We start from the raw sequence: 23,374 nt of genomic DNA on the forward strand, positions 1-23,374 counted from the left end.
ACTGTAGGAAGGATCTTCTCAAAAAGGGTTGAAAACATCTAATGTAGTCATCCTGAAGTCCAAGAGCATAGCTGGTCGATGAACATAACTGATCACTCATCGAAAATCACGCGTCGACCTCCAATAGCGCGAAAACCCCGGGGGGTCGACGCGAATCACGAAGGATGACAAGAACCATGAAAGGGCTTAATCAAGCTGTTTTTCGAAATCTGCTCCTTCTAGTGCATGGTGAACAAGTGTTCGGTACGTGTAGCAAAATCCCAGTGTAACAAGGATTTGGGATCTTCCTATCAGGGTTGGAAACCACCACTCGTCAACAGTCATTGTGGTGCCGTCGCCATGTTTGGGATCTTCCTATCAGGGTTGGAAACCACAACCGCAGGCCGCGCATATGCCGCGGCCCTGCGTTTGGGATCTTCCTATCAGACAATCATGTGGCTGACGCCACACCATCGAATGGATGAAAACGGGGTCGAGGAATTGATACATTCGTTCTGCGGCTGGTGAGGAGAGGTCGAGCTTCCATTGGTGTCTCGAACCCGACCATGGTTCGCTTGTTTAAGGCCCTTGTTCGGCTTCCTCCCCCGGGGCGTTTTCAGCGCAGGGTTAAGAACCGGTCCTCAATGGCATGCGATTCGTCCATGATGCAAGTTTTGGATCTTCGTAAGAGCAAAAACCCCTACCTGGCTTTCAGGGTGGGGGTTGTGTTATGCTTGTTAGTTTTTCTTTTGCGTACGGCAGTAGTCGGGGATTTCGGGAGACCAGGGCACGAACCATTCCAGCACATCACTCGAAAAGGATAACATAGCATCGCCACCGCGCTGTTACGTCGACAGACAAACCGCTTCAACCATATGAACAGCGTTTTTGGCTACACACGGTTTCGTTATCTATCACCTTCTTGGGCGTCCTCCCGCGGGAAGTCTTCAGGGCAGGGTTGAGACCAAGAAAAGAGTCGACAGCGAGGGTTGGGAACCGTCGTCGCTAACAGGATTTCTTTTCCTAGCGTCTTTGAAACGGAAAGCGGAGTGCACACAGACCACTCAATTGCAACCAAGCTCAGAGTTGTCCTCCCTGCCAGATCGTCAACAGCCTAGGAGGAGGAAAATGACAGGGGATGGCTAATAAATACACGTTCTTTGAAGGGATGCCTTTCCGTTCCCCCGTTGTTCCTCACTCACAGACTCAAAACATATTGTTTGTAGAAGGGAAGATAACGGAATGACTCCTAAGAACTCTGAACGGTTTCTAGACGCCTTTGTGAGAATTGAGCAACACCTTCGGCGTGTAGCTAACAGGGAGAACTGGATTGGGTTCTCTAGCCTAGTGGACGAAGTAGCCAAGAAGGACGCCGCCGTCCGGAATTACAGGATTAAACTCAAGGAGTATGCAGACCTCCGAAATGCCATAGTTCATGAGCGCATTGATGGTAGACCCATCGCCGAACCCCACGATGAAACGGTACTGGACATCGAGCATATCGCCTCTATTTTGTTACAACCACCGCGATTGGCGCCGAGCTTCCTGTGCGAGGTTACAGTCTGTTCTCCGGGAGACTTCATCGGCACCGTGGCCAAGACGATGGTAAACAATGATTTTTCTCAGATCCCCGTCTACGACAATGGTCAATTCCGAGCGATGCTCACTGCAAACACCATCACCCGCTGGATTGCCTCCGAACTGGAATCAGGAATCGGATTACTGGAGGAAAAGCCTGTTGAGGAAGTACTGGAGTTTCAAGAGGATAACGAGGCCTGTCACTTTGTCAAAAAGGACGATACGATATTTGATGTGCTGGAAATCTTCGAAAAGGACAGTCGTGCCGGAAAATCACTCTCTGCCATCATCATCACTGGGTCCGGAAGTAGGTCGGAAAAACCCATCGGCATTCTGACAATCGCCGACCATCCCCGACTGTTGCGGGCTATTAACTATGGTCAAGACTAGCGGTAGGAACACGGTGAATCAGGGCCCATGCCGGGTCCGGATTCACCGACTAAACTCAAGAACAAATAGAAGCCAAAGAGTCAGGTTCTGCCTGTGGTTTACTGTGTACCACAAACCACAAATTGGTGTAGTCTTCCACTCTCGATAGCAGATAAAGTCGCCACTGTTTGCTGTAGTCTCATAGCACTGATCGGGCTCCCGCCACCGCCACCACAGCTGCTACAACAAGATCTCGCTGCAAGATAACGGTATCACAACCCACAAAGGAAAACGGATAGTATTATAGAACCATATGCAACAGGAGGGATGACCATGGCTGGTGTTCACCTAAACGAGATCATCGATCGGGGTTTCCTGGAAAGAATGCTGCGTTCCTTCAGTCTGGCCACGGGCTTAGGAGCAGAGATAGTGGACAGGAATGGTGTGCCCGTGATCCAAAGCCCAGTAGGAAACTCTTCCCGTTTTTGCCGGTTGATCCGCTCAACGGAAGAGGGAAATCAGCTATGTTTAACCTCCTTCCGCGAAGGCGGAGAGCAAGCTAATATGTTAGGCGAACCATATATTTTCCGTTGCCATGCCGGTCTCATTGAATGGGTAGCACCCATTACCATTGACGGCAACCATATTGCCTCCATCACCTGTGGACAAGTACTCATGTGGAAACTAGACGAAATTGCCTGGGAGGAACTACTAAGCCGCACCGAGAATCTACCGATGGATCGAGAGGCCCTCCTGGATGCAGCCAAGGAGCTTCAGATCGTTTCCGGACCAAGGGTTCAGGCTGCGGCGGATCTGTTGTTTGCCGTGGCTAACCAGGTTATGCAAAGCAGTAGTACCACATTGAAACAAAGAAGAGAACTCCACCACCATCAAGCCCGTTTGGCAGAGGTGATCCACGAAAGAAAACAACTGGAAGAGACTTTGGAAAAGCTGCAGGGAAGAACCTCCCAGAGTGCATACCCCTTCGAGAAGGAACGGGAACTATTGGGAGCAGTGAGATTTGGGGAGCGGGTCAGGGCCAAGGAGATCCTCAATGACATCTTGGGTAATATCCTTTTTGTCAACGCCGGTAACCCCGAAGTGGTGAAGGCCCGGATCATTGAACTGCTCATCATGTTGTCCCGGGCCGCAGTAGAAGCCGGTGCCAGCCTGCAGACTCTGCTCACCTTAAATTGCCATCATCTTCAGGAGATCCAAAACATCGATCCCATTGAGGAGTTGTGTGCATGGATTGTCCGGGTCCTAGACCAGTTTTTGGATGTCATCTATGAAACTAGAAATATCACTACGGCCAAACCGTTGCAGCAAGCCATCGAATATATCAACGACCACCATGCGGAGGATTTGTCCCTGGAAGTGGTGGCCCATGCGGTCCAGATCAGTCCCTTCTATCTCAGCCACCTCTTCACTAATGAATTGGGGATCACTTTCCTCAATTACCTTACCAAGGTACGCATTGAGAAGGCAAAAACACTACTACTCACCACAAATATGACTGTCCAGGAAATTGCTTACGCTGTGGGATATAACGATCCGAGCTATTTTACCAAAGTGTTTAAGAAGCTAGAAGGAAGGACACCTACACAGTACAAAGGCTGAAGGAAAGAAAAACATGGTGCCGGGGGCGGGAATCGAACCCGCACGACCGAAATGGCCAAAGGATTTTAAGTCCTTCGCGTCTGCCAATTCCGCCACCCCGGCACAAGCTTTCAACGCAGATTATTGTACTACACCCAAGCAGATACGTCAATAACTACGGTCTCCGCGAGAAAGCCAGTCTTCACCGTCCCTCCCCTAATTGCCAGAGCAAAGCACCCAACATAATATCGTTGACGCTCACCTGCACCTGTAGCACGTTAAGATGCTCCATGACCGTCAGCAAGATCAGGGTTCCGCTAAAGATGATATCCGCCCGCTCCGGTGGCAGGCCTGGAAATTTGGTCCTTTCGGCAACCGGCAACTCTGCCAGTCTCACTAGCCATCTTCGAAGGACTTCCTGGGAAAGGGTCCTGCCATGAACTTGCTTGGCGTCATATTCCTCCAATCCCAATTCCATACTGGCCAAGGTAGTAGCAGTGCCACCGACTACCACTAGTCTCTGATTAGAAACAGGGATCCGGGCAAGTTTTTCTTGGATATCTGCCCGGGCCTGGTCGAGCTGCGCTTGCGTGGGTAATCCGGTGGCAAAATAGGCCTCATGGAGCCGAACTGCACCAACATTAAGGCTAGTAAAACTTCCGTCAATGACAAATTCGGTGCTTCCACCCCCGATATCCACCAGACTCGAAGACTGAACCATGCCATAGGTAGCCCCTTTATAGGTCCAAAGGGCTTCCTCCTGGCCGCTGAGGACTCGAAGCTCCTGGCCCACCACTTCCAAGACCCTTTGGGCAAATTCCCCTTGATTCCTTGCCGACCGCACGGCACTGGTGGCAAAAATCACTGACAATTCCGCTTGGTACTCTTCCACAATCTTTAAAAACCGGCGTATTACCCCCAGGGTCCGCTCCATGGCTTCTTCTGTAAGCAATCCCTTTTCCAGGGAGGACCCAATCCGGGGATAATCTATGTCTTCATATACCGGCGTCACCCCACAGCCCGCTTCCGCAATCAGCAGCCGGGTAGAATTAGTGCCAACCCCGATACTGGCAAGGCGATTGCGCGTGCAGGCCTTCTCTTTGATCAGCTCCCAGACTATCCTTCCCACGGGATTGCGACCTCCCACCAGGTAATGGGCTAAATGGGCGTGCAGGCACTTCACCCCCGGATTTTTTATCCCGGCAATGCCCGATTCTTGGAGACTGGCATACTGCTCCGGGTATTCCTTCTTTAGGGTCTCCCACTCCTCGGGACTCAGCAATGCTTGTCGTGCGGCTTTGTATTCTTCATGGGCTTCCACCAGTTCCCGGGCAAAGTCCGCATCATGGAGCGCCCGTTCCGTAAGTTCCCCCACCAACCCCTGGCTTTCTAGTCGACTGACTTCCTTCACCAAATGGGGACAGGTCAGCCAATAGGTAGTGGGAAAGACTTGTCCTGGCTCCACCACCGGTTTTGTCACGATCACCCGCGGATACCCGGCAGGGCAACGTAACCCTACCCCCACCACTCCCCGGGGCCGGCGGCCCAGCTGTTTTTCGATCAATTGCAGGTCTAGACTCTCCATCTCGCTCCTCCATAGCAACAAAAAACTGCCGAGTGGCTTGTCCGCATCAAGCCAAAATCGGCAGTAGGGTCGTCGCAAGAATGATTGCCGTGGGCTAGAAGTTTCTTCCACCACCCCGTCCACCACGTTTAGAATCAGTGGCTCGTTTCAGGTCACTTTGCCGTTTCTCGCTTTCCTTAAGGAACTTGTTGAGTTTCTCTTCAAACGCTTTGAGGTCCTGTTTCGAGCGTCGGGGGGCATCGTTAACGCGCCTAAGTGAAAGTCCGATCTTACCATCTTCAATGTTGATAACTTTAACCTTGATGATCTGGTCTTCTTGAAGGAAATCCTTAATGTCTTTCACGTAAGCATCGGCCACTTCAGAAATGTGGATTAATCCAGTTTCACCACTGCTGAGTTCTACGAAAGCACCGAAGTTAGTAATGCCCGTGACTCTCCCTTCGACGACGCTACCCACTTCAATTGCCATACTTAAATGAATTCCTCCTCATAGAATTTGACCGTAGTGGGCATACACTAGGCTCATGGTAATTATACCGAGGCCCTAATAAACGTGTCAAGAGACCGGCGCTACGATGAGAAGAATCAGGACAGCCCTCAGGACACTCTAGTTCCTTAGAAGCAGATCTTTGCTCACTCACTAGTAGGCAAGGGATCGGCGAGTCTGTAAACGGTCTCGCCGGGCATCACCAGACCAAGCTCCCGCCGGGCAATTTCCTCAATGATCTCATCCTCATCTAGCAAGGCTATCTCCTCTAACAGGACATTGTTCCTTAACGCCATTACTCGAATCTCTTCCTGGATCCATTGGATCTCCTCACGCAGCTGGCGGATCTTAGCAAAGTTCTTGGCATAGCCCGTTGCCAAGATTCCCACAACTAGAAGGAATATGATCACAAAGAGATTTACTTTGAGGCGCATCCTTGGCCTCCTCCTGTCTGGCGACACCGTTGCCGGATATTCCCTCAAGGCCCGTCCACCTTCGGTCAACATGCTTGGGTTATAACCTTTCTCCCTTCCCCCTGGAAATCCCTGCTCAAATCAGAGGCGAATGCGGAATAGTTTCGGAAAGCGCAACTTGATCCGGGGAAGCGTGACCCGGAAGGGTTGCAAGAGCCTGCGCAAGAACCGGGGACGACGAAAGACCATCAGTTTGCCCCGCACCAGGGCATAAAGCAACCGTGGACCGATGGTGACAAGAAATATAAGGGCCTTCCCAAGCAGACAAACAGCACGCCAAAGGAAAGACAACAGGGACCCTAGGATTCCTACTACGACCGCGCTTAACACTGACCAATAAAAGATCAGACCCAAAAGCAGGCCCAGAAAGGAATATAGCCTCAATTCACCCCAGTTGGCCAAGACCAGAATGATGAGGGCAATGGGGGTGACCACCAGCCAAAAGAGGCAGTCGGTGACCAACGTGACATATTTCCCAGGTCGTCCAAAACCCCGCAGCACCCGGTACAAATCGAAGATGAAACCAACGAGGATGCCGCCGAGGATGATGATCAACATGGTATAGACCTGGTCCGTCAGGGTTCCCACGACTTTGCCTCCTTACGCCACATAGTTACCGAAAGAGCCTGCTCAAAAAGGATCTTCCCTTGCTACTGCCGGGATCAGGTACATATTCAATAGTAGAGACCAGGCCTTGTACCATCAGATTTCCGTTTTCAAGGTTCAGTTCCTTGATGTTCAGCTCCTCCCCCTTAATCAACATGTTACCTTGGTCGGTACCGATGGTGATCTCGTTCTCATCAAAGCTCTCCACGTGAGTAACTCCGTCGATCAACAAAAGCTCCCGATTGCGCAAGATGAATTGGTGTTTCTTCCTGACTTGTCCCTTCTCTTCCATGCTCTTCCCTCCCTCAGTCCTGAGCAATAGGTTGTAGCGTTAAATACTATGCTTGTTCCTAGAAATATATGCCCGGAAAAGGGTACGAGCCAGGGAAGAGAGATTTGTGGGCGGAGCATCCTCCGCCCGCAGGTACTAGTCCCACAGTTTCTTAATCTCGATATCCTTGAAGAAATAGTGGACGATCTCTTCAGGACTATAACCATCCTTGGCCAGCATGTAAGCATCCCATTGGCTCAGGCCTACACCGTGGCCGAAGCCGGTGCCTTCAATTTCTAATTTGCCATCATCCACTTCGAACTCCTCTACCAACGTAGATTTCATCTCCATGGCACCCACCGCTAAACGAAAGTCATTACCCGGGATAGTGGTGGTCTCTCCATCGGAATGCACCACCTCCACCGCCGTGATCCGCCCGGTGGGGCCCCGCTCCTTAATCCGCACATCACTGATGGGACCCGTTACTCCAAGGCCAGACAACCTTTGTTGCAAATCCACAAGGCTAATCTCCAGCTCCCATTCCTTCACGTCCTCGGGGGCGTGGGGGTTATCGGGAAGACGGACACTTTTGATATAAGGCGGTTCATCATCGGGATAGTTCAAGCCCTCTTTGGCCGTGGCCGTGATCCCACCGCTGAAGGAATGGAACCAGGCCCGAACATAGCGGTTATCGAAGGTCATCACCATACCCCGGGTCAAATTTACCGCCTCTTCAATGATGGGCGTGATATTGTCCGCATTGTAGGCTTGCACCTCTTCTTCGTTGGTGGTGACGTCGGTGCCGTACTTATCCCGGGCACCACCATGGCTGATATAATGCATGGTGAAGCTGCGGGCCAAGATGGCCTGGGCCGCATAGGCCTCCTTGGGCCAATCGGGCTTCATCTCACCGGCCACCACCCCCATGATGTACTCCTCGATGGGCATAGTCTTAGTTTCTTGAGTTCGATGGAAGTACACCGACACCTCAGGCTCTTTGTCAAACCGACGCGCCAGATCCTCTGGTTCCTGGGGCGATGAACTCATCAAGAAGTAGACAGTACCCACAATCAGCAACAGACTGATCATCTGAAGCGATCTTTTCCAGAAATTAGTCATTGAATGCCCCCCTTTCTGACTACACACGGTTATTTTCCCATTAAAATGTGACAATATGCAGCAAAAAGACACGGAAACAACGTTGCCTAGCAGGATTTGGGAACATGATGGCGAATAACATAGCGATGCGTTAGTACTTTAAGGAGGGACGATGATGAACAAAGGTGAGTTGATTGCCAGTGTCACTGAGAAGACTGGACTGACGAAGAAGGTCGCCTCTGACGCAGTAGAAGCGGTTCTCGAGTCGATTACGGATGCACTGGCACAGGGCGAGAAGGTTACTTTGGTTGGCTTTGGTACCTTTGAGGTCCGGGAACGCGCTGCCCGCAAGGGCGTTAACCCGGCCACCGGGGAACCAATTGACATCCCTGCCACCAAGGTTCCAGCGTTCAAGGCTGGCAAATTACTGAAGAGTGCGGTGGCCGGCGAATAGTCTTTAGGGGGCCGAAGGCCCCCTTCTTATTTTTCCTCTTCCTTGACCTCTTCCCAGAGAACATCCATTTCCTCCAAGGACATTTCTCCAAGAGTTTTCCCCAGCCCCATAGCCTTCTCCTCCATCCGCTGAAAACGCTGTTCAAAACGTTCCACAGTTTGGCTCAGGGCCACTTCCGGGTCGATGTTGAGAAAACGACCAAGGTTGACTAAGGCAAAGAGCACATCCCCAAATTCCCTTTGTCGATCCTCCTCGGAGCCATTACCCAATGCGCTCACAAGTTCACCGATCTCTTCAAAAACCTTGCCCGCCGGTCCATAGACGTCAGGCCAGTCAAAACCGAAGTTGCGGGCGGATTGTTGCACCCATTGGGCCCTGCGCAAAGCCGAATGGCTGGTGTGTTCCCGGGTCTCGGCCCGCTTGATCTCCTCCCAGTTCTGCAACACAGTCTCCACGTTGTCTGCGGAGACATCGCCGAAGACATGGGGATGTCGCCGGATCATCTTCGTGGTGATGGCCTTGATCACGTCGTGGATGTTAAAATAACCCTCTTCTGCCGCCAGTTGGGCGTGAAAGACGATCTGCAACAAAAGATCCCCCAGTTCCTCACAGAGATGATCCATATCACCACTGTCGATGGCCCCCAGCACCTCTTCGGCCTCTTCCACTAGGTACTTCTTCAATGAATGATGATCCTGTTTCCGATCCCAAGGGCACCCGTTAGGGCCCAGCAAGCGCTTCATCACCGTCACAAGATCGGCCAGATCGTAGTGGGTCCCTGGAGCCACCGGGGGTAGATACACCGATGTCAAGTGGTCCAACCAATCCAGGTTGTCCAAACGATACAGAGGAACGCGGAGGATCCGCTGCCACCCGGGAATCCCTGCTCCCCGCACCACTACAATCTCATGTTCGTCGGGGTAGCAATTCATCAAACGGAGTTTCAGCTCCGAGGCCACCAAGCGATTGTACACCTGCATGAGTAAATAGGGTTGGTTAGGCTGCAGCTGGTCACATTCCAGCGCCAAAGCGTCCACCAACTGAACCCCATCTCCACTGATCCCCAGGGCCGGCCAGATCACGTCCACAAAACTCATGCTCGGGATCACCTTGGTGGGTATGTTGCGCTTTTCCGCTTCAGCTAACAGTAGTTCCACCGTCCGCTCACCGATCAGAGGATGACCTGGAACTGCATAGGTCACCTCCTTTTCCGCCAGCAGACGATCCACAATATGTTGGTATACGTCGTCGAAGGACGCGGCCTGTTCGTATACCTCATCAAAGGTGACAAAGGCAATGCCCCTCTCCCTGAGGGCTTCCACAGTGGGGTGTACTGCGGTGCGCAGCCACAGATTCTTCGCTGACTGCAGAGCCTCCCCTGCCTCCACCGACAGTTGCCCCCACGTTCCCGGTCCGAGGCCGACAATTACAATCATCTTCTTTTTTCCTCCCCAGCTGGCTTGTCCACCGGTTAGCTTTCTAGTTGCCGCCCCAGAAATCCTGCTGCCGTTTTCACCAGCTTCAATTCCACGTCGCTGACCAGTGCCGGCTCCTCCGCAGTGGTGGCAATGATCACGATCCCCACCGGGTCTCCGGCGGCGATAATGGAAGCCACCGCCAAGGATTTCACCGGCCAGTGGTTCCGTTCTTCGTCGATCAGTTCAAGTTCCTCGTCTAGTCCCGGCCCAAGCAACAAAGCAGCCCGTTCCTCCATGATCCGTTCCATCTGCTGGGTCACACCCTTGCCCAGCAAATCCTTCCCCAACGGCCCCGCCGCGGCGATTACCGTATCCCGATCCACGATGATTGCGTTCTTTCCGTTGTTTTCGAACAACGAATCCACATACTCCTGGGCGAAACCGCCCAACTCCGCCACCGGTGAATACTTCTTCAGGATCACTTCACCGGTACGGTCCACATAAATCTCCAAGGGATCACCCTCCCGAATTCGCAGGGTCTTTCTGATCTCCTTGGGGATAACCACCCGTCCTAGGTCATCGATCCTTCTGACAATACCCGTTGCTTTCATCGGTTTACCTCCTCGACCAAGTCGGAAGGAATCCTTCGCCTTGGTTTACCATAGCCTTCCAAGCGTTAGTATACACGAAGTACTTGTTCCTTATTCCTACTGCCCACTGGCCTCGGCTAAGGAGGCTTGGATATTCTTCAAGACGGTGGTAATGATGTCCAGCAACTCGTCCTGCTCTAGGCCCGGGCGAATCCTAATCCGCGGTGGCTGACCATGCAGCACCGTCAGTTTGCCCCGGAACTGCTCCACACAGGCACGGAGGGCACTGGGTGGGACTTGCGCCTCTGGATGGAAGCGGAAGACCACGTAACGGGCCTCCTGGGCGATGGATTCCACCCCCACCTCCCGGGCCATGATCCGGATGGCTGCCACCCGGAGCAGCTTATCCACGGAGGGGGTAACCGGTCCGTAGCGGTCCTCCAGCTCCACCACAAACTCTTGGATCTCCCTTTGGCTGCCCAAGGCGCTGATGCGCTTGTAAATATCCACCTTCTGCCGAGAGTCGGCAATATATTCGTCGTCGATATAGGCATCCACCGCGAAGTCCAACAAGGGTTCCGGAAGTTCCTCCTTTACCTGACCGGACAGTTCCGCAATGGACTCTTCCAACAGACGACAATACAACTCGAAACCTACGGACGCGATAAAACCATGTTGTTCTGCGCCAAGGATGTTCCCCGCGCCTCTAATCTCCAGGTCCCGCATGGCAATCCGGAAACCGGAACCCAGATCAGAGAACTCCTTGATGGCCTGCAGCCGTTTTTCCGCGTCTTCGGTCAACACCTGATCCTTGCGGTAACAGCAATAGGCGTAGGCAATGCGGTTAGACCGACCCACCCGTCCCCGCAGTTGGTATAGTTGGGAAAGACCAAACTTATCTGCATCATAGACAATCAAGGTGTTCACATTGGGGATGTCCATACCGGTTTCAATAATCGTGGTACACACCAGCACGTCGTATGCCCCATCCATGAAGTCAAGCATCACCTGCTCCAGTTCCCGCTCGCCCATCTGGCCGTGGGCCACTACCACCGAAACCTCGGGCACCAGCAGACGCAGTTCCTCTGCCATCCTTTCAATGCCTTGGACACGGTTGTAGACGAAATAGACCTGGCCTCCCCGGGCCTTTTCCCGTAGGATGGCATCCCGGATCGTCTCGGGATTATACTCCACAATGTAAGTACGAATGGGATAGCGATCCTCGGGGGGAGTCTCGATGACACTCATATCCCGCACTCCCACCAAAGCCATGTGTAAGGTGCGAGGGATAGGAGTGGCCGACAGGGTCAGCACATCCACACTGGTGCGCAGCTGCTTTAGTTTTTCCTTCTGCTTCACGCCAAAGCGCTGCTCCTCGTCGATAATCACCAGTCCAAGGTTCTTAAACTCCACGTCCTTAGACAATAAGCGATGGGTCCCGATGACGATGTCCACCGCTCCGGTCTTAAGATCCTTAATGGTCTGCTTCTGCTTACTGGGACTTTCGAAGCGGCTTAACACCCGCACCGTCACGGGGAAGTTGCGCAACCGTTCGCTCACCGTACGATAATGCTGTTGGGCCAAGATAGTGGTGGGCACTAAAATGGCCACCTGACAACCATCCATCACCGCTTTGAACGCAGCCCGCAGGGCCACCTCGGTCTTCCCATAGCCCACGTCCCCACACAGGAGCCGATCCATAGGTCGGGGCTTTTCCATGTCGGCCTTAACTTCCTGCACTGCCCTCAGCTGGTCCGGTGTCTCTTCATATTCAAAGGCATCCTCAAACTCCCTCTGCCAAACGGTGTCCGGCGAAAAGGCCCGCCCTGGCACCGTTTCCCGGGCAGCATACAGCTCCAACAGATCCTTGGCGATCTCCCGGACCGATTCTTTGACCTTTCGCTTCACCTTGGTCCATTCGGTACCGCCTAGCTTGTTCAGTTTAGGACTGGCCTCATCCCCGCCCCCCACGTACTTCTGCAGCAGATTCACCTGGTCCACCGGGACATAGAGAATGTCCTCGCCGGCATATTTTACCACCAGGTAATCCTTCTGGACCCCACTGACATTGATATTCTTCACACCAAGGTACTTGCCGATCCCATGGTTAACGTGGACCACGTAGTCCCCTTCGTTCAATTCATTCCAATCCCGGATCCTCGTCCCTTGGGGGCCCCGACGGCTCCGCACTTTCTGCTTGGCCTTCCCCCGGATCTCGGCATCAGTCAGGACCAACAACCGCGTCAGCGGTAGATCGAAACCGGCCTCCAAGTACCCGCTGGTAATGATGATGTTTCCCGGCCGAATCTCGTCCTCGGGCCGCAGCACATACCGGGCCGGCACCCCTTCCTCGGTCAGCCACTCCGTGATTCGCTTGGCGCGACTTTCGGAGGAAAGGGATAGCAGAATAGCAAAACCTTCCCGCTTTGCGCGTTCTAGCTCCTGTAGCAACAAGTTCATCTTCCCATGGAAAACATCGGGCAATCGCGAAGAGACGTTTACCGTATGGGTAGGTGACATCCCCTCAATGCGCTGGGCTAAGGTGGAGAAATAAAGGAGGCGGCCCCGTTTGAACTCAGGGAACAGTTCCGACCAGGGGCAGAACATCCGAGCCTCCCCGGGCAAGGCCCGGCCCTTGGCCAGACCACTAAGATGCTGCTCCATGTATTCCTTCTCCACATTCTCCAGGCTTTCTTTGATCCGACTGGGCTCATCTAAGATACAGATCATGCGAGGGAAGTAGGCTAGCAGGGTAGCCTGGTTGGGGTAGAAATAGGGTTGATACTGCTCCAAGGCCGAATCGTAGATCCCGTTCTCAATAAACTCCAAGTGGCGAGCCACCGTCTGTCGCAAGGTGCTAGAAGGGGAATCCTTGGCCCGATCTAGGCGCACCACTTGCTCCTCCAGGGCTTTTTTGATCTCGATAAAGGCGTCTTTCCGCAGATGTTCGGGTACAAAAAACTCTCGCGCAGGGGTGATATACACACTCTGATGGCGTCGGTAGGACCGTTGATCCGCCGGATCGAACTCCCGGATGGAGTCGATCTCATCGCCGAACAGCTCAATACGCACCGGGTTGGTAAGGATGGGACAGAAAATGTCCAGAATTCCCCCTCGGAGAGAAAACTGGCCCGGATCCTCCACGAGATCCACCCGTTGATACCCGCCAGCCACCAGTCTGTCCATTAGCTGTTCCAGTTCCACAGTCTCGCCCACAGTAAGCCCCGTACAATAGGCCCTAAAGACCTGGGGTGGAAGCAGGTAACGGGACAGGGCCTCGGCGGAAGCCACCACAATCAAGCTTTCCTCCGCCAATAGTCTCCCGATCACCGCCACCCGCATTCCATGCAGTTCTCGCTCCGCGATCACCGACTCATGGGGCATAGTGGAGATGGCCGGAAACAAAGCCACCCGTTTTGATGTTAGAATATTTTCTAAAGTCAAATATATCTGCTCGGCATGATATTGATCCGGGGCAACCACCAGGAAGGGGATTTTGCTACCCCGTTGGGCCAAGGTTTGAAAAATCGCAGCAATACCAACTATTCTCAAGGATCCCGAGGCTCCGATCACCAAGGTTTCCTGCGCACCTCGAATAACCGTATCCACCACCGGAGCAAACTCTTGGGATCTCGAGACCAGATGGGATAGACCAGTTAAAGCCACACTGGCTCCTCCTCATTGAGTATGATCACGACATATTCTATCCATTATACTTGTTCATGGCATTTTCGATGCCCTCTTCAATCCAGCAGATGAGGGCAAGGACAGCCCGCTCGATGGCAGGCAAAAGAAAGTCTTCCCACTCCTCAGCGGTGGGTTCCCCTAGGACAAAATCCCGTCCCGCCACACCGGGCGGCACCGGTCCGATCCCCACCTTTAACCGGGGCACCTCCTGGGTCCCCAGCTTCTCCAAGACAGACTGCAACCCCCGGTGGGACCCGGGACGCCCTTTCATCCGCAGGCGGATCCGACCCGTCTCCAGATCTAGATCATCATAGACGATCATCAGCTGGTGCGGCTCCACGGGACGATCCTGGCAGAGGGCCAACACCGACTGACCGCTGTTGTTCATGTAGGTGGTGGGTTTAAGCATCAGAAAATCCTGTCCGCCAAGGCACGCCTCCGTCCATAGTCCGTGGTAACCCCGTCGGTCGATTTGGACACCCACTTGCTTCGCCAGGGCATCGAGGACCAGAAAGCCCATGTTATGTCTAGTTTTAGCATATTCTTTTCCAGGATTTCCTAAACCAATAATGTACTTCATCACCATTTTTTGGCAGAAAGGGGAATTCCACCCCTATGCAGCCTAACCCTGCACACAATGTGTGCAGGGTTGCCTCCTTACTCCATATTATGGATTCGATGTACCACTGGTATCTTTTATTCCTCTTCGTCGGCTTCCTCAGTAGCTTCTTCCGCTTCGTCTGCGGTCTCCTCTTCAACGACTTCCGTCGTCGGAGCGGTGACCGTAACTACAATCTCCTCAACGGGAGTAATAAACTCGACACCGGGCAATTTCTCCAAGTCGCCCACGGTCACCGAATCACCAATGGACAGTCCAGTCACATTCACACTGACCTGATCCGGGATATTAGTAGGCAGACATTCCACCTCGATTTCCCGGAGCAACTGGGAGACAATGCCACCGTCCCGGATGGTACCTTCGCCTTCGTCAACTAGGACAATCTCCACAAAGGTCTTAATCGGCTCGTCGAGGGCGACCTCGTGGAAGTCCACGTGCAAAACATCACCGACAACAGGATCGTACTGGACATCCTTCAACAAAGTGGGCCGCGACTGGACCTCGTCACCCACGACCACTTCCAGGTTAACCAACTGGCCAACCCCAGTGGTGGCAAGCAGTCGGTTGAATTCGCCAGCATCAAGGGAAACTTGCACATTGTCCTTTCCCTTGCCATAGACAATCCCAGGAATCCGCCCCATGCGGCGGATTTGTCTTGCGGCACCTTTCCCGGCTACAGCACGCCCTTGTGCGCGCAGAACCACACCTACCATATAGATTACCTCCCTGCAATAGGACAAACACCGGTTAGTATATCCTAGAAACGTTCACCATATTATATCACTGAGGTATAACATGGTCAATAGCAGAAGAACAAGCCTCCCAGGGTCCGGACCAGTTTAGGTTTCGCCGTTGGCGATGGCTCTACCCAAAAGGACACCGGAAATGGAGGCCTGCATCAGACCCCGCGTCACCCCTGCCCCATCGCCGATGGCATATAGGTTCTGGATATCGGTCTGAAAGTTGTCATCCACCTGGATCCGGGAAGAGTAGAACTTCACTTCCACTCCGTAAAGCAATGTATGCCGGGAATAGAGCCCCGGAGCCAGCTTGTCCATAGCCTCCAGCATTTCCAAAATGCTTACTAAATACCGGTAGGGCAGCACCAGACTCAGGTCCCCGGGAGTAGCGGTGGGCAAAGTCGGGACCACGAGCCCCTTCTCAATCCGACTGTGGGTAGATCGTCTGCCAGCCAAAAGATCCCCCAGGCGCTGCACCAACACGCCACCCCCCAGCAGGTTAGCCAGTCGGGCGATATGTTGGCCATAGGCGATGGGCTCTTTGAAGGGCTCGGTAAAATTCTTACTCACCAAAATGGCAAAGTTGGTATTATTGGTCTTGTGTTCCGAATGGCTGTGGCCATTGACGGTAATCAAGCCACCGTTGTTCTCCACCGCCACCTTGCCGTAGGGACACATGCAAAAGGTACGGACCCGATCCTCAAAGGAACGGGAATGATACACCAACTTCGACTCGTAAAAGTCCTTGGTGAGGGGCTCCATTACCACCGCCGGCGCCTCGACGCGCACCCCGATGTCCACGGAATTCACCACCGTAGACAACTTCAACCGACGCGCCTGGGTCACCAACCAGGAGGCACCCTCTCTCCCCGGTGCCAAAACGACATACTTACCCCGGTACTCCCCTTTGGTGGTCACTACCCCCATAGCTTTACCGTCTTGGACCAGAATCTCGGTCACCGGCTCTAGGGTCTTGATCTCCACCCCGTGATCCACCAAGGTCTGGCGCATATTCTGCAGGACCAGTTTGGAATGGCCCGTCCCTAGATGACGAATCTTGGCCGGGATAAACTCCAATTCCGCTAGTGTTGCTTTGCGCTCCATCTCGTGTACCGCGTTGTCCGAGGGAGCATACACCCGATCCGGGGCACCGTGGTCCAGGTAGACTTGGTCTACATACTTGATGAGTGTAACCAATTCATCCCGGGAGAGGAACTCATTCAACCAGCCACCCACTTCTGGTGACAAAGTCAACTTGCCGTCACTGAACGCGCCGGCTCCCCCAAAACCACAGACAATGCTGCAGGGCGAACAATGGGCACAGTCCCCGCTGCTCTCCACGGGGCACTTACGGGCATCCAGATCCTTACCCTTGTCCAGCATGAGCACCCGAAAGCCTGCGTTACTCAACTCCCGAGCCGAAAAAATACCCGCGGGGCCCGCGCCAACAACAATCACATCGTAGTCGAACATGGACTATGCCTCCTTCGAACTCGAAGTAACAACTTCCGCCGCAAAACCACGGTCCGCCCCTAGGGAATTATATCATATCCGCCCATGGACTGACTGAATAGGGATGATCCTAGCTTTAGCGGACTTTGTTTGACGTTTGTATCTTTCCCGGGGTATGATCTGATTAGTTTAGATTCCCGCAGTTGGGAGTGTGTTTTTCCAATGGAGCTACCCGAAGACCTGAAAACCGCCCTGGACGAGGAACTGACCAATGTGTCCCGCAAGGATCTGAGCAAAACCGCCGCGGACCTTTCGGCAAGATACAGGTCGAAGGGCCCCGCCAGCGGAGACAGCTTGATTCGGTCCCCCGAGGATGCCCTGGCCTACGTCGCCTTCCGCATGCCGGCCACCTTCGGGGCGATCTATGGGGCCTTGACCCAAGTGCGGGAGGTGCTACCCCAATGGGAGCCCAGCTCTTTGCTGGATGTCGGTGCTGGCCCGGGAACGGTGATGTGGGCAGTCAGGGAAGTATTTCCCACCGTGCAGACTATTACCCTCCTAGAACGGGCACCGGCCATGATCGCCCTGGGCCAAGGGCTTGCGGAACGAGCCACCAGTACATCCCTTAGGACAGCCCGCTGGCTCCAACAGGACATTACCCAAGACTGGCACCTTCCCCCCCAGGATCTGGTGGTGGCCTCCTACGTTCTGGGAGAGACAAATCCAAAAGACAGAGATCTATTGCTGGCCCGGCTATGGCAGCACACCAAGGGAGTACTGGTGATCATCGAGCCGGGAACCCCGGAAGGGTTTGGGCAGATCAGGGCCGCCCGGGACTGGCTACGGGATAACGGCGGCCACATAGTGGCACCCTGTCCCCACCGCGAAACATGCCCGTTGGCAGACGATGATTGGTGCCACTTTTCCCAGCGGATCCCCCGCTCCCGACTGCATCGACAGATCAAGGCAAGTGAGCTTTCCTATGAGGACGAAAAATTCTCCTTTGCGGCCTTCTCCCGTCAACGGGCCACACCGTTCCCGGGACGAGTCCTCCGACATCCCCTCATTGGCAAGGGACATGTACAGCTTACCCTTTGCCGCCCCGCAGGAATCACAAAGGAAACTGTTTCCCGAAAAAACAAAGATTTGTATCGGGCCGCAAGGAAGGCAAAGTGGGGAGACATCTTCCCCCCTGGAAACTAAACGGGCCGATTATCCTTCGACCTTCTTGGGCTCCCCGGCAAATCTTCCCCTCTTCTACTCCAAATCTATATCCCTTTACCCATTACGGGTAAACATTTATTTTGTTCGTTATCAAGCAGGAATTTCCCTATATCGCGTCTAAGTATACTGATACTGGACTTGGAAAGGAGTAATGTCTATTGCGGATGGTTGAACAGTACGTCCCAACAATTCTGCAAGTAGAACATCTCTCCACTGAGGAGATCATCTCCACGATCCTCGGGAATAACCGTGCCCCAGACCTTTTGGATCGATTGGTGAGAACCTATGGTAATATCAATGCCGCAGCCAGGCGGCTTTGCACCATGACCGGTGCGGAGCTAGCCCTATTGGGTAAGGTGAGTCTAAGCGAAGCCTGGCGCATCCTGGCAGCCATTGAACTGGGGAAGCGGATCTCTTTTCTGTCCACCGGAGCTTTAACCAAGGTACGCAATCCCCAAGACGTGGCCCATTTTCTCCTAACCCATATGAAGCTCTATGACCGAGAACATTTCGTGGTGATCTTGCTCAACACCCAAAATGAAGTGATCTGTGCCGAGACCATCGCCATCGGCGGACTGGCTCGCACCCCCATCCACCCGCGGGAAGTCTTCAAGGGGGCCATCCGTCACAGTGCTTCAGCGGTGATCCTTGCCCACAACCATCCTTCGGGATGCTGTGAGCCTAGTGAGGCGGATATCGAAGTAACGGCACAGCTAGTGAAAGCAGGGAAACTACTGGGCATTGGGGTGCTGGATCATTTGATCATTGGCGATGGGGTATACATCAGTATGCGGGAACGGATGTTGATGGACTGACTCCGGGGAGAGGCCTCCCCGGAGAACGCTTACAATTGGTAACCGGGTTTGCCAAGTAAAGCGAACATCTTCTTTTTATAGGCTTCCACACCCGGTTGGTCAAAGGGATTAACCCCCATTAGGTAACCACCTACGGCACAGGCCTTTTCGAAGAAGTAGACCAGCTGGCCGAAATACTCGGGGGCAATTTGGGGAACGTTAACCACGAGATTGGGCACTTGTCCCTCGACATGGGCCAACAGGGTACCCTGCATAGCCTTTTGGTTCACCTCGTGGACCGACTTGCCCGCGATGTAGTTCAGACCGTCAAGATCGCGGTCTTCCTTCTCCACCACCAGATCCTGCCTGGGTTCCTGGATATTGAGCACTGTCTCAAAGAACAGGCGCCGGCCATCTTGAATGTACTGGCCGAGAGAGTGTAGATCGGTGGTGAAGCTCACAGAGCTGGGGAAAAGACCTTGTCCATCTTTGCCTTGGCTTTCCCCAAAAAGCTGCTTCCACCATTCAGCGAAGTAAAAGAGGCTGGGCTCATAGCTTACAAAGATCTCCATGGCCTTGCCCATGGCATAGTAGATGTGTCGCAACGCCGCATATTGATAACACATATTGTCCGCCAGAGCCGGGGTGGCATAGGCCGCCTTGGCCGCCTTGGCACCCTCCAGGATCTTCTCGACATCAATACCGGCACTGGCGATGGGCAACAATCCCACCGGTGTCAGCACCGAGAAGCGGCCTCCCACGTCGTCGGGGATCACAAAGGAAGTGTAGCCTAATTCCGTGGCCAGTTGCCTAAGGGCCCCGGTCTCTTTGTCCGTGGTCACCACGATCCGCTCTTTGGCCCCCGCAACCCCGTACCGCTCCTCCATATACTTGCGCAAGAATCGGAAGGCGATGGCCGGTTCGGTGGTAGTGCCGGACTTGGAGATCACATTGAGGGTAACATCAAACTGGTCTAGGTAGTCGAGCAGTTCCGCATGATAGCTAGCGCTCAAATGATGTCCCGCATAAATAACCTCAAGGTCCCTCCGACCGAAGCTGGGGGAAAGCATCTCGATGGCGGCCCGGGCTCCCAAGTAGGAACCGCCGATCCCGACTACCACCAGCACTTGGCTCTTTTCCCGAATTCGAGCAGCCACTTCTTGGATCCGGGCCAATTCGGTGGGGTCAAAATCCGGCAGATCCATCCAGCCCAAAAACTCCTTGCCGGCCCCAGAACGTTCCTCTAGCACGTAATGGGCCGTCTGCACCAAGGGGGCCATACGGTTAAGCTGCTCATCGGAAACCAAAGAATAGGTTCTATCCAGACTAATCATCGATTGCAATTCTCTCGCACCTTCTTTTTCCTACGTTATTCACCAGCCTTATTCTACCATTAGTGTTTTCCGGCAGCAACTGAAGGTGCCCCAGAGGTACAAGACTCGAGATCCGAAATATGTTTTCTTTCTCCAGTCGATCCCCCGCAACCTGGGGCAGCATACATCTTCAGGGGGGAGTATACATTTAGACCCCAAGGGCATGACGCCTTTGGGGTCTATCGACGGACTGGCTAGTTCAGGTTTAGGATGGGACATATTCGTTGGTCTCATCCTGCTAAATTCTGTAGCAGATGAGTGATTAAGGAAGTCCTCGTACAGGATAGAGAAACCCTTGACCTAAAACTCGATGTCCAACAGTTCCATCACATCCTGGATGCGATTGGCAATGGTCACTTGATTGGAGCCGGCAAAAAGTAAACCCACAGCTTTGTTGGTCGCCTTCTCTAAAATCAAAGAACCTGAGTCCCCCGGCTCAGACATGTGGGAGAAGACCAGTTGCCGGTCAAAAAGGACGACGCGGCCTTCGTCAAAGTAGACCTTCAGCCGGGCATTCTTCCCCTGGAGGATCCCTGTGGTCACACCGGTGGTACGCCCGCTTTTATAGCAAAGGGTGCCCACCGGTACATCGGTCACACCCCGCACCATGCCGATGCCGAGAATCTCCATCCGCACCGCATCCACCGGCCGGGCAATGGCAGCATCCACAAGGTTGAGTCCCGAAGACTGTTGGCTTGAGCCCCCAAGCCAGGTCCAAATCCGCTCCAGAAAGCCGAATATGCAGCTAGACCGCCAACCGGAGCCGCTTTCAAAGTTCAATGGCACGACCCGTTCCAATCGGCCGATGACATCGGTAGGCTGGCCACCATCATAGGGGCCCGGTTGCAAAATGGGGTCGTCCTTGGCAGAGCGTCCGTCTTTACCGTTGGTGGTATTGGCTAAGATATGGTTATTGGACAGGATCATCGGTTCCTTCGTCTTTCGGTCGAAGCAAATGGCCCCCAAGGTGCCTGCAGTGATCTTGTAGTGACCAACGGAACAGCCCCCGGGGGCTGGGCGCAGCCGGTCCGTCGGCTTCGCCTGGATGGTGATCCGCCCGGTCTCCACCACATCTGTAGGAACATCCCCAATGGCCTGGGGGAGAATATATTCCACTTCCGTTGGGGGCAATTTCTTTTCCACGTAGATGATGATGCTATCGTGATCGGTCAGCTGCCCGCGAACCATCTTCTTTCCGATGGCAATCCCGGTCACTCCGGGCCAATCCATCACTTCTTCGCAGGCTAAGCGTTGTGCCCGCAATAGCGCACGCATAATTTCCCTCCTCCGGCCTATACAGCCACTGGCATATTAACTTCTATGCTTTTGGAGGAGGAAAATTAACTGCGTGAAGAAAAATTGATAGGGTTATCTTAGGAGGCGGACTTTAGAACACTTAACTGGTAACCTTAGGCAAGAGCTTAGCCCGATCGAAGCGTCTGGCGAACTCCTTGCCATCTTCCTCATTGCCGACCAAGTCTCCATAGTGCATAGGAATGGCTACCTTGGGGTTAATAGCCTCGGCGGCCTGGACCGCCTGCTCTACATTCATAGTATAGGTGCCGCCCACGGGCAACAGGGCGATGTCCACTTCCAGGTCCGCCATCTCGGGGATGAAGTCCGTATCCCCGGCATGGTAAACCCGCGTCTCCCCTAGCCGGAGGATATATCCAACCCAATTATTCTTCTTCTCGTGAAAGCTCTTGTTGTTGTTATACGCGGGAACGGCTTCGACCTGGATCCCCTTCACCTCGATCTTGTCCCCGGGAGCCACTTCCTTGGCCCCGGCAACTTCCTCGGCGGTGCCCGCAGGACCGATCACAACGGTATCTTCTCCTTTGATTCTCTCAATGTCTTCCGGTGAAAGATGATCATAGTGGGGATGCGTAACCAGGACAAGGTCCGCTTTGTCCTTGACTGATTCGGGCATCTCCCAGGGATCGATGTAAATCACCAGGTTCTCCCAAAGGATCTGCACCCCGGCATGCTTGATGAGATTGATTGTCGGTTCCATACCTCAACCTCCTTGTACAGTAAACAATTATTCCCTAGGAAGGCGAGTATTATCCTAGGTTTATGATATAGTGCCTTGTGAGGAAAATCAAGGAAATACGTTGGGCATACACTAGTTAGAACACAAAATGCTAGAGTCTTGGCCAGGCGGTGCCTCCAGAGTCTTCACCCACACCACCAGAAAACCCCTTAAGTAAATCTTGGAGTAGCAACTGGCCTTGGTAAGTCTTGCCTCGTCAAGTGTTACGGGTTATAATATACCCATACTTTACATATCGAAACAATTTTACTTTACCAATGGAGGGAATGGATACATGGACAATAACCTGCCATCAAGGGCCATCGGCGCCCGCATCCGTGAACTCCGCATCGCCAGGAATATGACCCAGGAAGAACTAGCGGGGAGAGACTTTACCAAGAGCTTCATATCTCAGATTGAACGGGGTCGGGCAAATCCGTCCATTGATAATCTATACGTTCTTGCGGACCGCCTTAAAGTACCAGTGACGGCACTGCTCGATGAGGATAGCTATCGCTATTACCATGATGACATCCTGCAGGCCCTGCAAAAACTCAAAGGCGACATTGAAGCCGCAAGAAAGGAGTTGGCCGCCCTGCAGCAACAGTACAACCAACTATGCCTGGTGATTTTGGAATCACTGTGTTTGCGTTAAAACGAGGATGGTAGCCACTAGACGAGGGCTGGAACATATTCACCCGCCTTCCTCCGCCAAGTACCGGCCCCGCATCCACACATCCCACAGGATTGCTATCCCTTTCGGGCGCGGGTAACGATACGGATCCAGGATGGGCACCGTCGTCCAAGGCCAACCCCATATTAAAGACCAAAGGTCTGGCATCGTCAGGGGACAACCTCCAACCAACGGACTATGGGCCAAAGAAGGGACGTCGATGGGAGACTCACTAACTACAGGGATTACTCGCCTCCAAAGAGCAATCTCGCC

Annotated in this window: 21 protein-coding genes and 1 tRNA gene; 6 read left to right on the forward strand and 16 right to left on the reverse strand. The window is 53.5% G+C overall.

The window, feature by feature from the left end; all coding sequences use genetic code 11:
- The first annotated feature begins 1,221 nt into the window (after positions 1–1,221).
- Both GXX57_01275 and GXX57_01280 read left to right on the forward strand, forming a co-directional pair.
- A complete protein-coding gene (locus tag GXX57_01275; GenBank protein HHV43285.1) occupies positions 1,222–1,947 on the forward strand; it encodes a CBS domain-containing protein in 726 nt (241 codons plus the stop codon).
- A gap of 312 nt (positions 1,948–2,259) precedes the next feature.
- Positions 2,260–3,546, forward strand: coding sequence for a helix-turn-helix domain-containing protein (locus tag GXX57_01280; protein ID HHV43286.1), 1,287 nt, complete (start codon positions 2,260–2,262; stop codon positions 3,544–3,546).
- A gap of 14 nt (positions 3,547–3,560) precedes the next feature.
- Here GXX57_01280 and GXX57_01285 read toward each other — a convergent pair.
- The 7 genes from GXX57_01285 to GXX57_01315 all read right to left on the reverse strand — a co-directional run bounded on the left by GXX57_01285 (position 3,561) and on the right by GXX57_01315 (position 8,066).
- Positions 3,561–3,648 (reverse strand) — tRNA-Leu (locus GXX57_01285).
- Between the two features lie 79 nt (positions 3,649–3,727).
- Positions 3,728–5,110 (reverse strand): DUF501 domain-containing protein, encoded by a 1,383-nt coding sequence (locus tag GXX57_01290; protein HHV43287.1) that lies wholly within the window; start codon positions 5,108–5,110, stop codon positions 3,728–3,730.
- A gap of 94 nt (positions 5,111–5,204) precedes the next feature.
- The gene (locus GXX57_01295) at positions 5,205–5,579 is read right to left on the reverse strand and encodes a S1 RNA-binding domain-containing protein (GenBank protein ID HHV43288.1); all 375 of its coding nucleotides are present in this window, start codon (positions 5,577–5,579) and stop codon (positions 5,205–5,207) included.
- Positions 5,580–5,743: 164 nt separating this feature from the next.
- Entirely contained in the window at positions 5,744–6,031 is a 288-nt protein-coding gene (locus GXX57_01300; GenBank protein ID HHV43289.1) for a hypothetical protein, read from the reverse strand.
- 120 nt (positions 6,032–6,151) lie between these two features.
- A complete protein-coding gene (yabQ, locus tag GXX57_01305; protein ID HHV43290.1) occupies positions 6,152–6,658 on the reverse strand; it encodes a spore cortex biosynthesis protein YabQ in 507 nt (168 codons plus the stop codon).
- A gap of 25 nt (positions 6,659–6,683) precedes the next feature.
- Positions 6,684–6,968 carry a sporulation protein YabP gene (yabP, locus tag GXX57_01310; protein ID HHV43291.1) on the reverse strand — a complete coding sequence of 95 codons (285 nt, stop codon included), beginning with the start codon at positions 6,966–6,968 and terminating at the stop codon, positions 6,684–6,686.
- Between the two features lie 135 nt (positions 6,969–7,103).
- Entirely contained in the window at positions 7,104–8,066 is a 963-nt protein-coding gene (locus GXX57_01315; GenBank protein ID HHV43292.1) for a SpoIID/LytB domain-containing protein, read from the reverse strand.
- A gap of 154 nt (positions 8,067–8,220) precedes the next feature.
- Between GXX57_01315 and GXX57_01320 the strand changes: the two genes are divergently transcribed.
- A complete protein-coding gene (locus tag GXX57_01320) occupies positions 8,221–8,499 on the forward strand; it encodes an HU family DNA-binding protein (protein ID HHV43293.1) in 279 nt (92 codons plus the stop codon).
- Positions 8,500–8,525: 26 nt separating this feature from the next.
- On the opposite strand, the gene mazG is transcribed toward GXX57_01320, so the two are convergent.
- From mazG to GXX57_01350, 6 genes are all read right to left on the reverse strand, one after another.
- Positions 8,526–9,935 (reverse strand): nucleoside triphosphate pyrophosphohydrolase, encoded by a 1,410-nt coding sequence (gene mazG / locus GXX57_01325; GenBank protein HHV43294.1) that lies wholly within the window; start codon positions 9,933–9,935, stop codon positions 8,526–8,528.
- 35 nt (positions 9,936–9,970) lie between these two features.
- Positions 9,971–10,528 carry an AbrB/MazE/SpoVT family DNA-binding domain-containing protein gene (locus GXX57_01330; GenBank protein ID HHV43295.1) on the reverse strand — a complete coding sequence of 186 codons (558 nt, stop codon included), beginning with the start codon at positions 10,526–10,528 and terminating at the stop codon, positions 9,971–9,973.
- A 96-nt stretch (positions 10,529–10,624) separates the two neighbouring features.
- Complete coding sequence (gene mfd, locus GXX57_01335; protein ID HHV43296.1) at positions 10,625–14,173, reverse strand: transcription-repair coupling factor; 3,549 nt, start codon at positions 14,171–14,173, stop codon at positions 10,625–10,627.
- A gap of 37 nt (positions 14,174–14,210) precedes the next feature.
- Positions 14,211–14,777 (reverse strand): aminoacyl-tRNA hydrolase, encoded by a 567-nt coding sequence (locus tag GXX57_01340; protein ID HHV43297.1) that lies wholly within the window; start codon positions 14,775–14,777, stop codon positions 14,211–14,213.
- Between the two features lie 113 nt (positions 14,778–14,890).
- Positions 14,891–15,526: a 50S ribosomal protein L25 gene (locus GXX57_01345; GenBank protein ID HHV43298.1), complete on the reverse strand. Its 636-nt coding sequence runs from the start codon at positions 15,524–15,526 to the stop codon at positions 14,891–14,893.
- A gap of 126 nt (positions 15,527–15,652) precedes the next feature.
- On the reverse strand, positions 15,653–17,026 hold the full coding sequence (locus tag GXX57_01350) for an NAD(P)/FAD-dependent oxidoreductase (protein ID HHV43299.1): 1,374 nt from the start codon (positions 17,024–17,026) through the stop codon (positions 15,653–15,655).
- A 129-nt stretch (positions 17,027–17,155) separates the two neighbouring features.
- Here GXX57_01350 and GXX57_01355 point away from each other — a divergent pair, with 129 nt between their 5' ends.
- Both GXX57_01355 and radC read left to right on the forward strand, forming a co-directional pair.
- The gene (locus GXX57_01355) at positions 17,156–18,208 is read left to right on the forward strand and encodes a methyltransferase domain-containing protein (GenBank protein HHV43300.1); all 1,053 of its coding nucleotides are present in this window, start codon (positions 17,156–17,158) and stop codon (positions 18,206–18,208) included.
- Positions 18,209–18,387: 179 nt separating this feature from the next.
- Positions 18,388–19,044: a DNA repair protein RadC gene (gene radC, locus GXX57_01360; GenBank protein ID HHV43301.1), complete on the forward strand. Its 657-nt coding sequence runs from the start codon at positions 18,388–18,390 to the stop codon at positions 19,042–19,044.
- A gap of 29 nt (positions 19,045–19,073) precedes the next feature.
- Here radC and GXX57_01365 read toward each other — a convergent pair whose 3' ends face one another.
- The 3 genes from GXX57_01365 to GXX57_01375 all read right to left on the reverse strand — a co-directional run bounded on the left by GXX57_01365 (position 19,074) and on the right by GXX57_01375 (position 22,410).
- Positions 19,074–20,357, reverse strand: coding sequence for a glucose-6-phosphate isomerase (locus tag GXX57_01365; GenBank protein ID HHV43302.1), 1,284 nt, complete (start codon positions 20,355–20,357; stop codon positions 19,074–19,076).
- A gap of 339 nt (positions 20,358–20,696) precedes the next feature.
- Positions 20,697–21,671, reverse strand: a complete 975-nt coding sequence (locus GXX57_01370) for a hypothetical protein (GenBank protein ID HHV43303.1) — start codon at positions 21,669–21,671, stop codon at positions 20,697–20,699.
- Positions 21,672–21,792: 121 nt separating this feature from the next.
- Positions 21,793–22,410, reverse strand: coding sequence for an MBL fold metallo-hydrolase (locus GXX57_01375; protein ID HHV43304.1), 618 nt, complete (start codon positions 22,408–22,410; stop codon positions 21,793–21,795).
- 313 nt (positions 22,411–22,723) lie between these two features.
- Between GXX57_01375 and GXX57_01380 the strand changes: the two genes are divergently transcribed.
- Complete coding sequence (locus tag GXX57_01380) at positions 22,724–23,083, forward strand: helix-turn-helix domain-containing protein (protein ID HHV43305.1); 360 nt, start codon at positions 22,724–22,726, stop codon at positions 23,081–23,083.
- Positions 23,084–23,374: the final 291 nt, after the last annotated feature.

The sequence above is a fragment of the Bacillota bacterium genome (assembly GCA_012839765.1).
Taxonomy (GTDB): Bacteria; Bacillota; Limnochordia; order DUMW01; family DUMW01; genus DUMW01.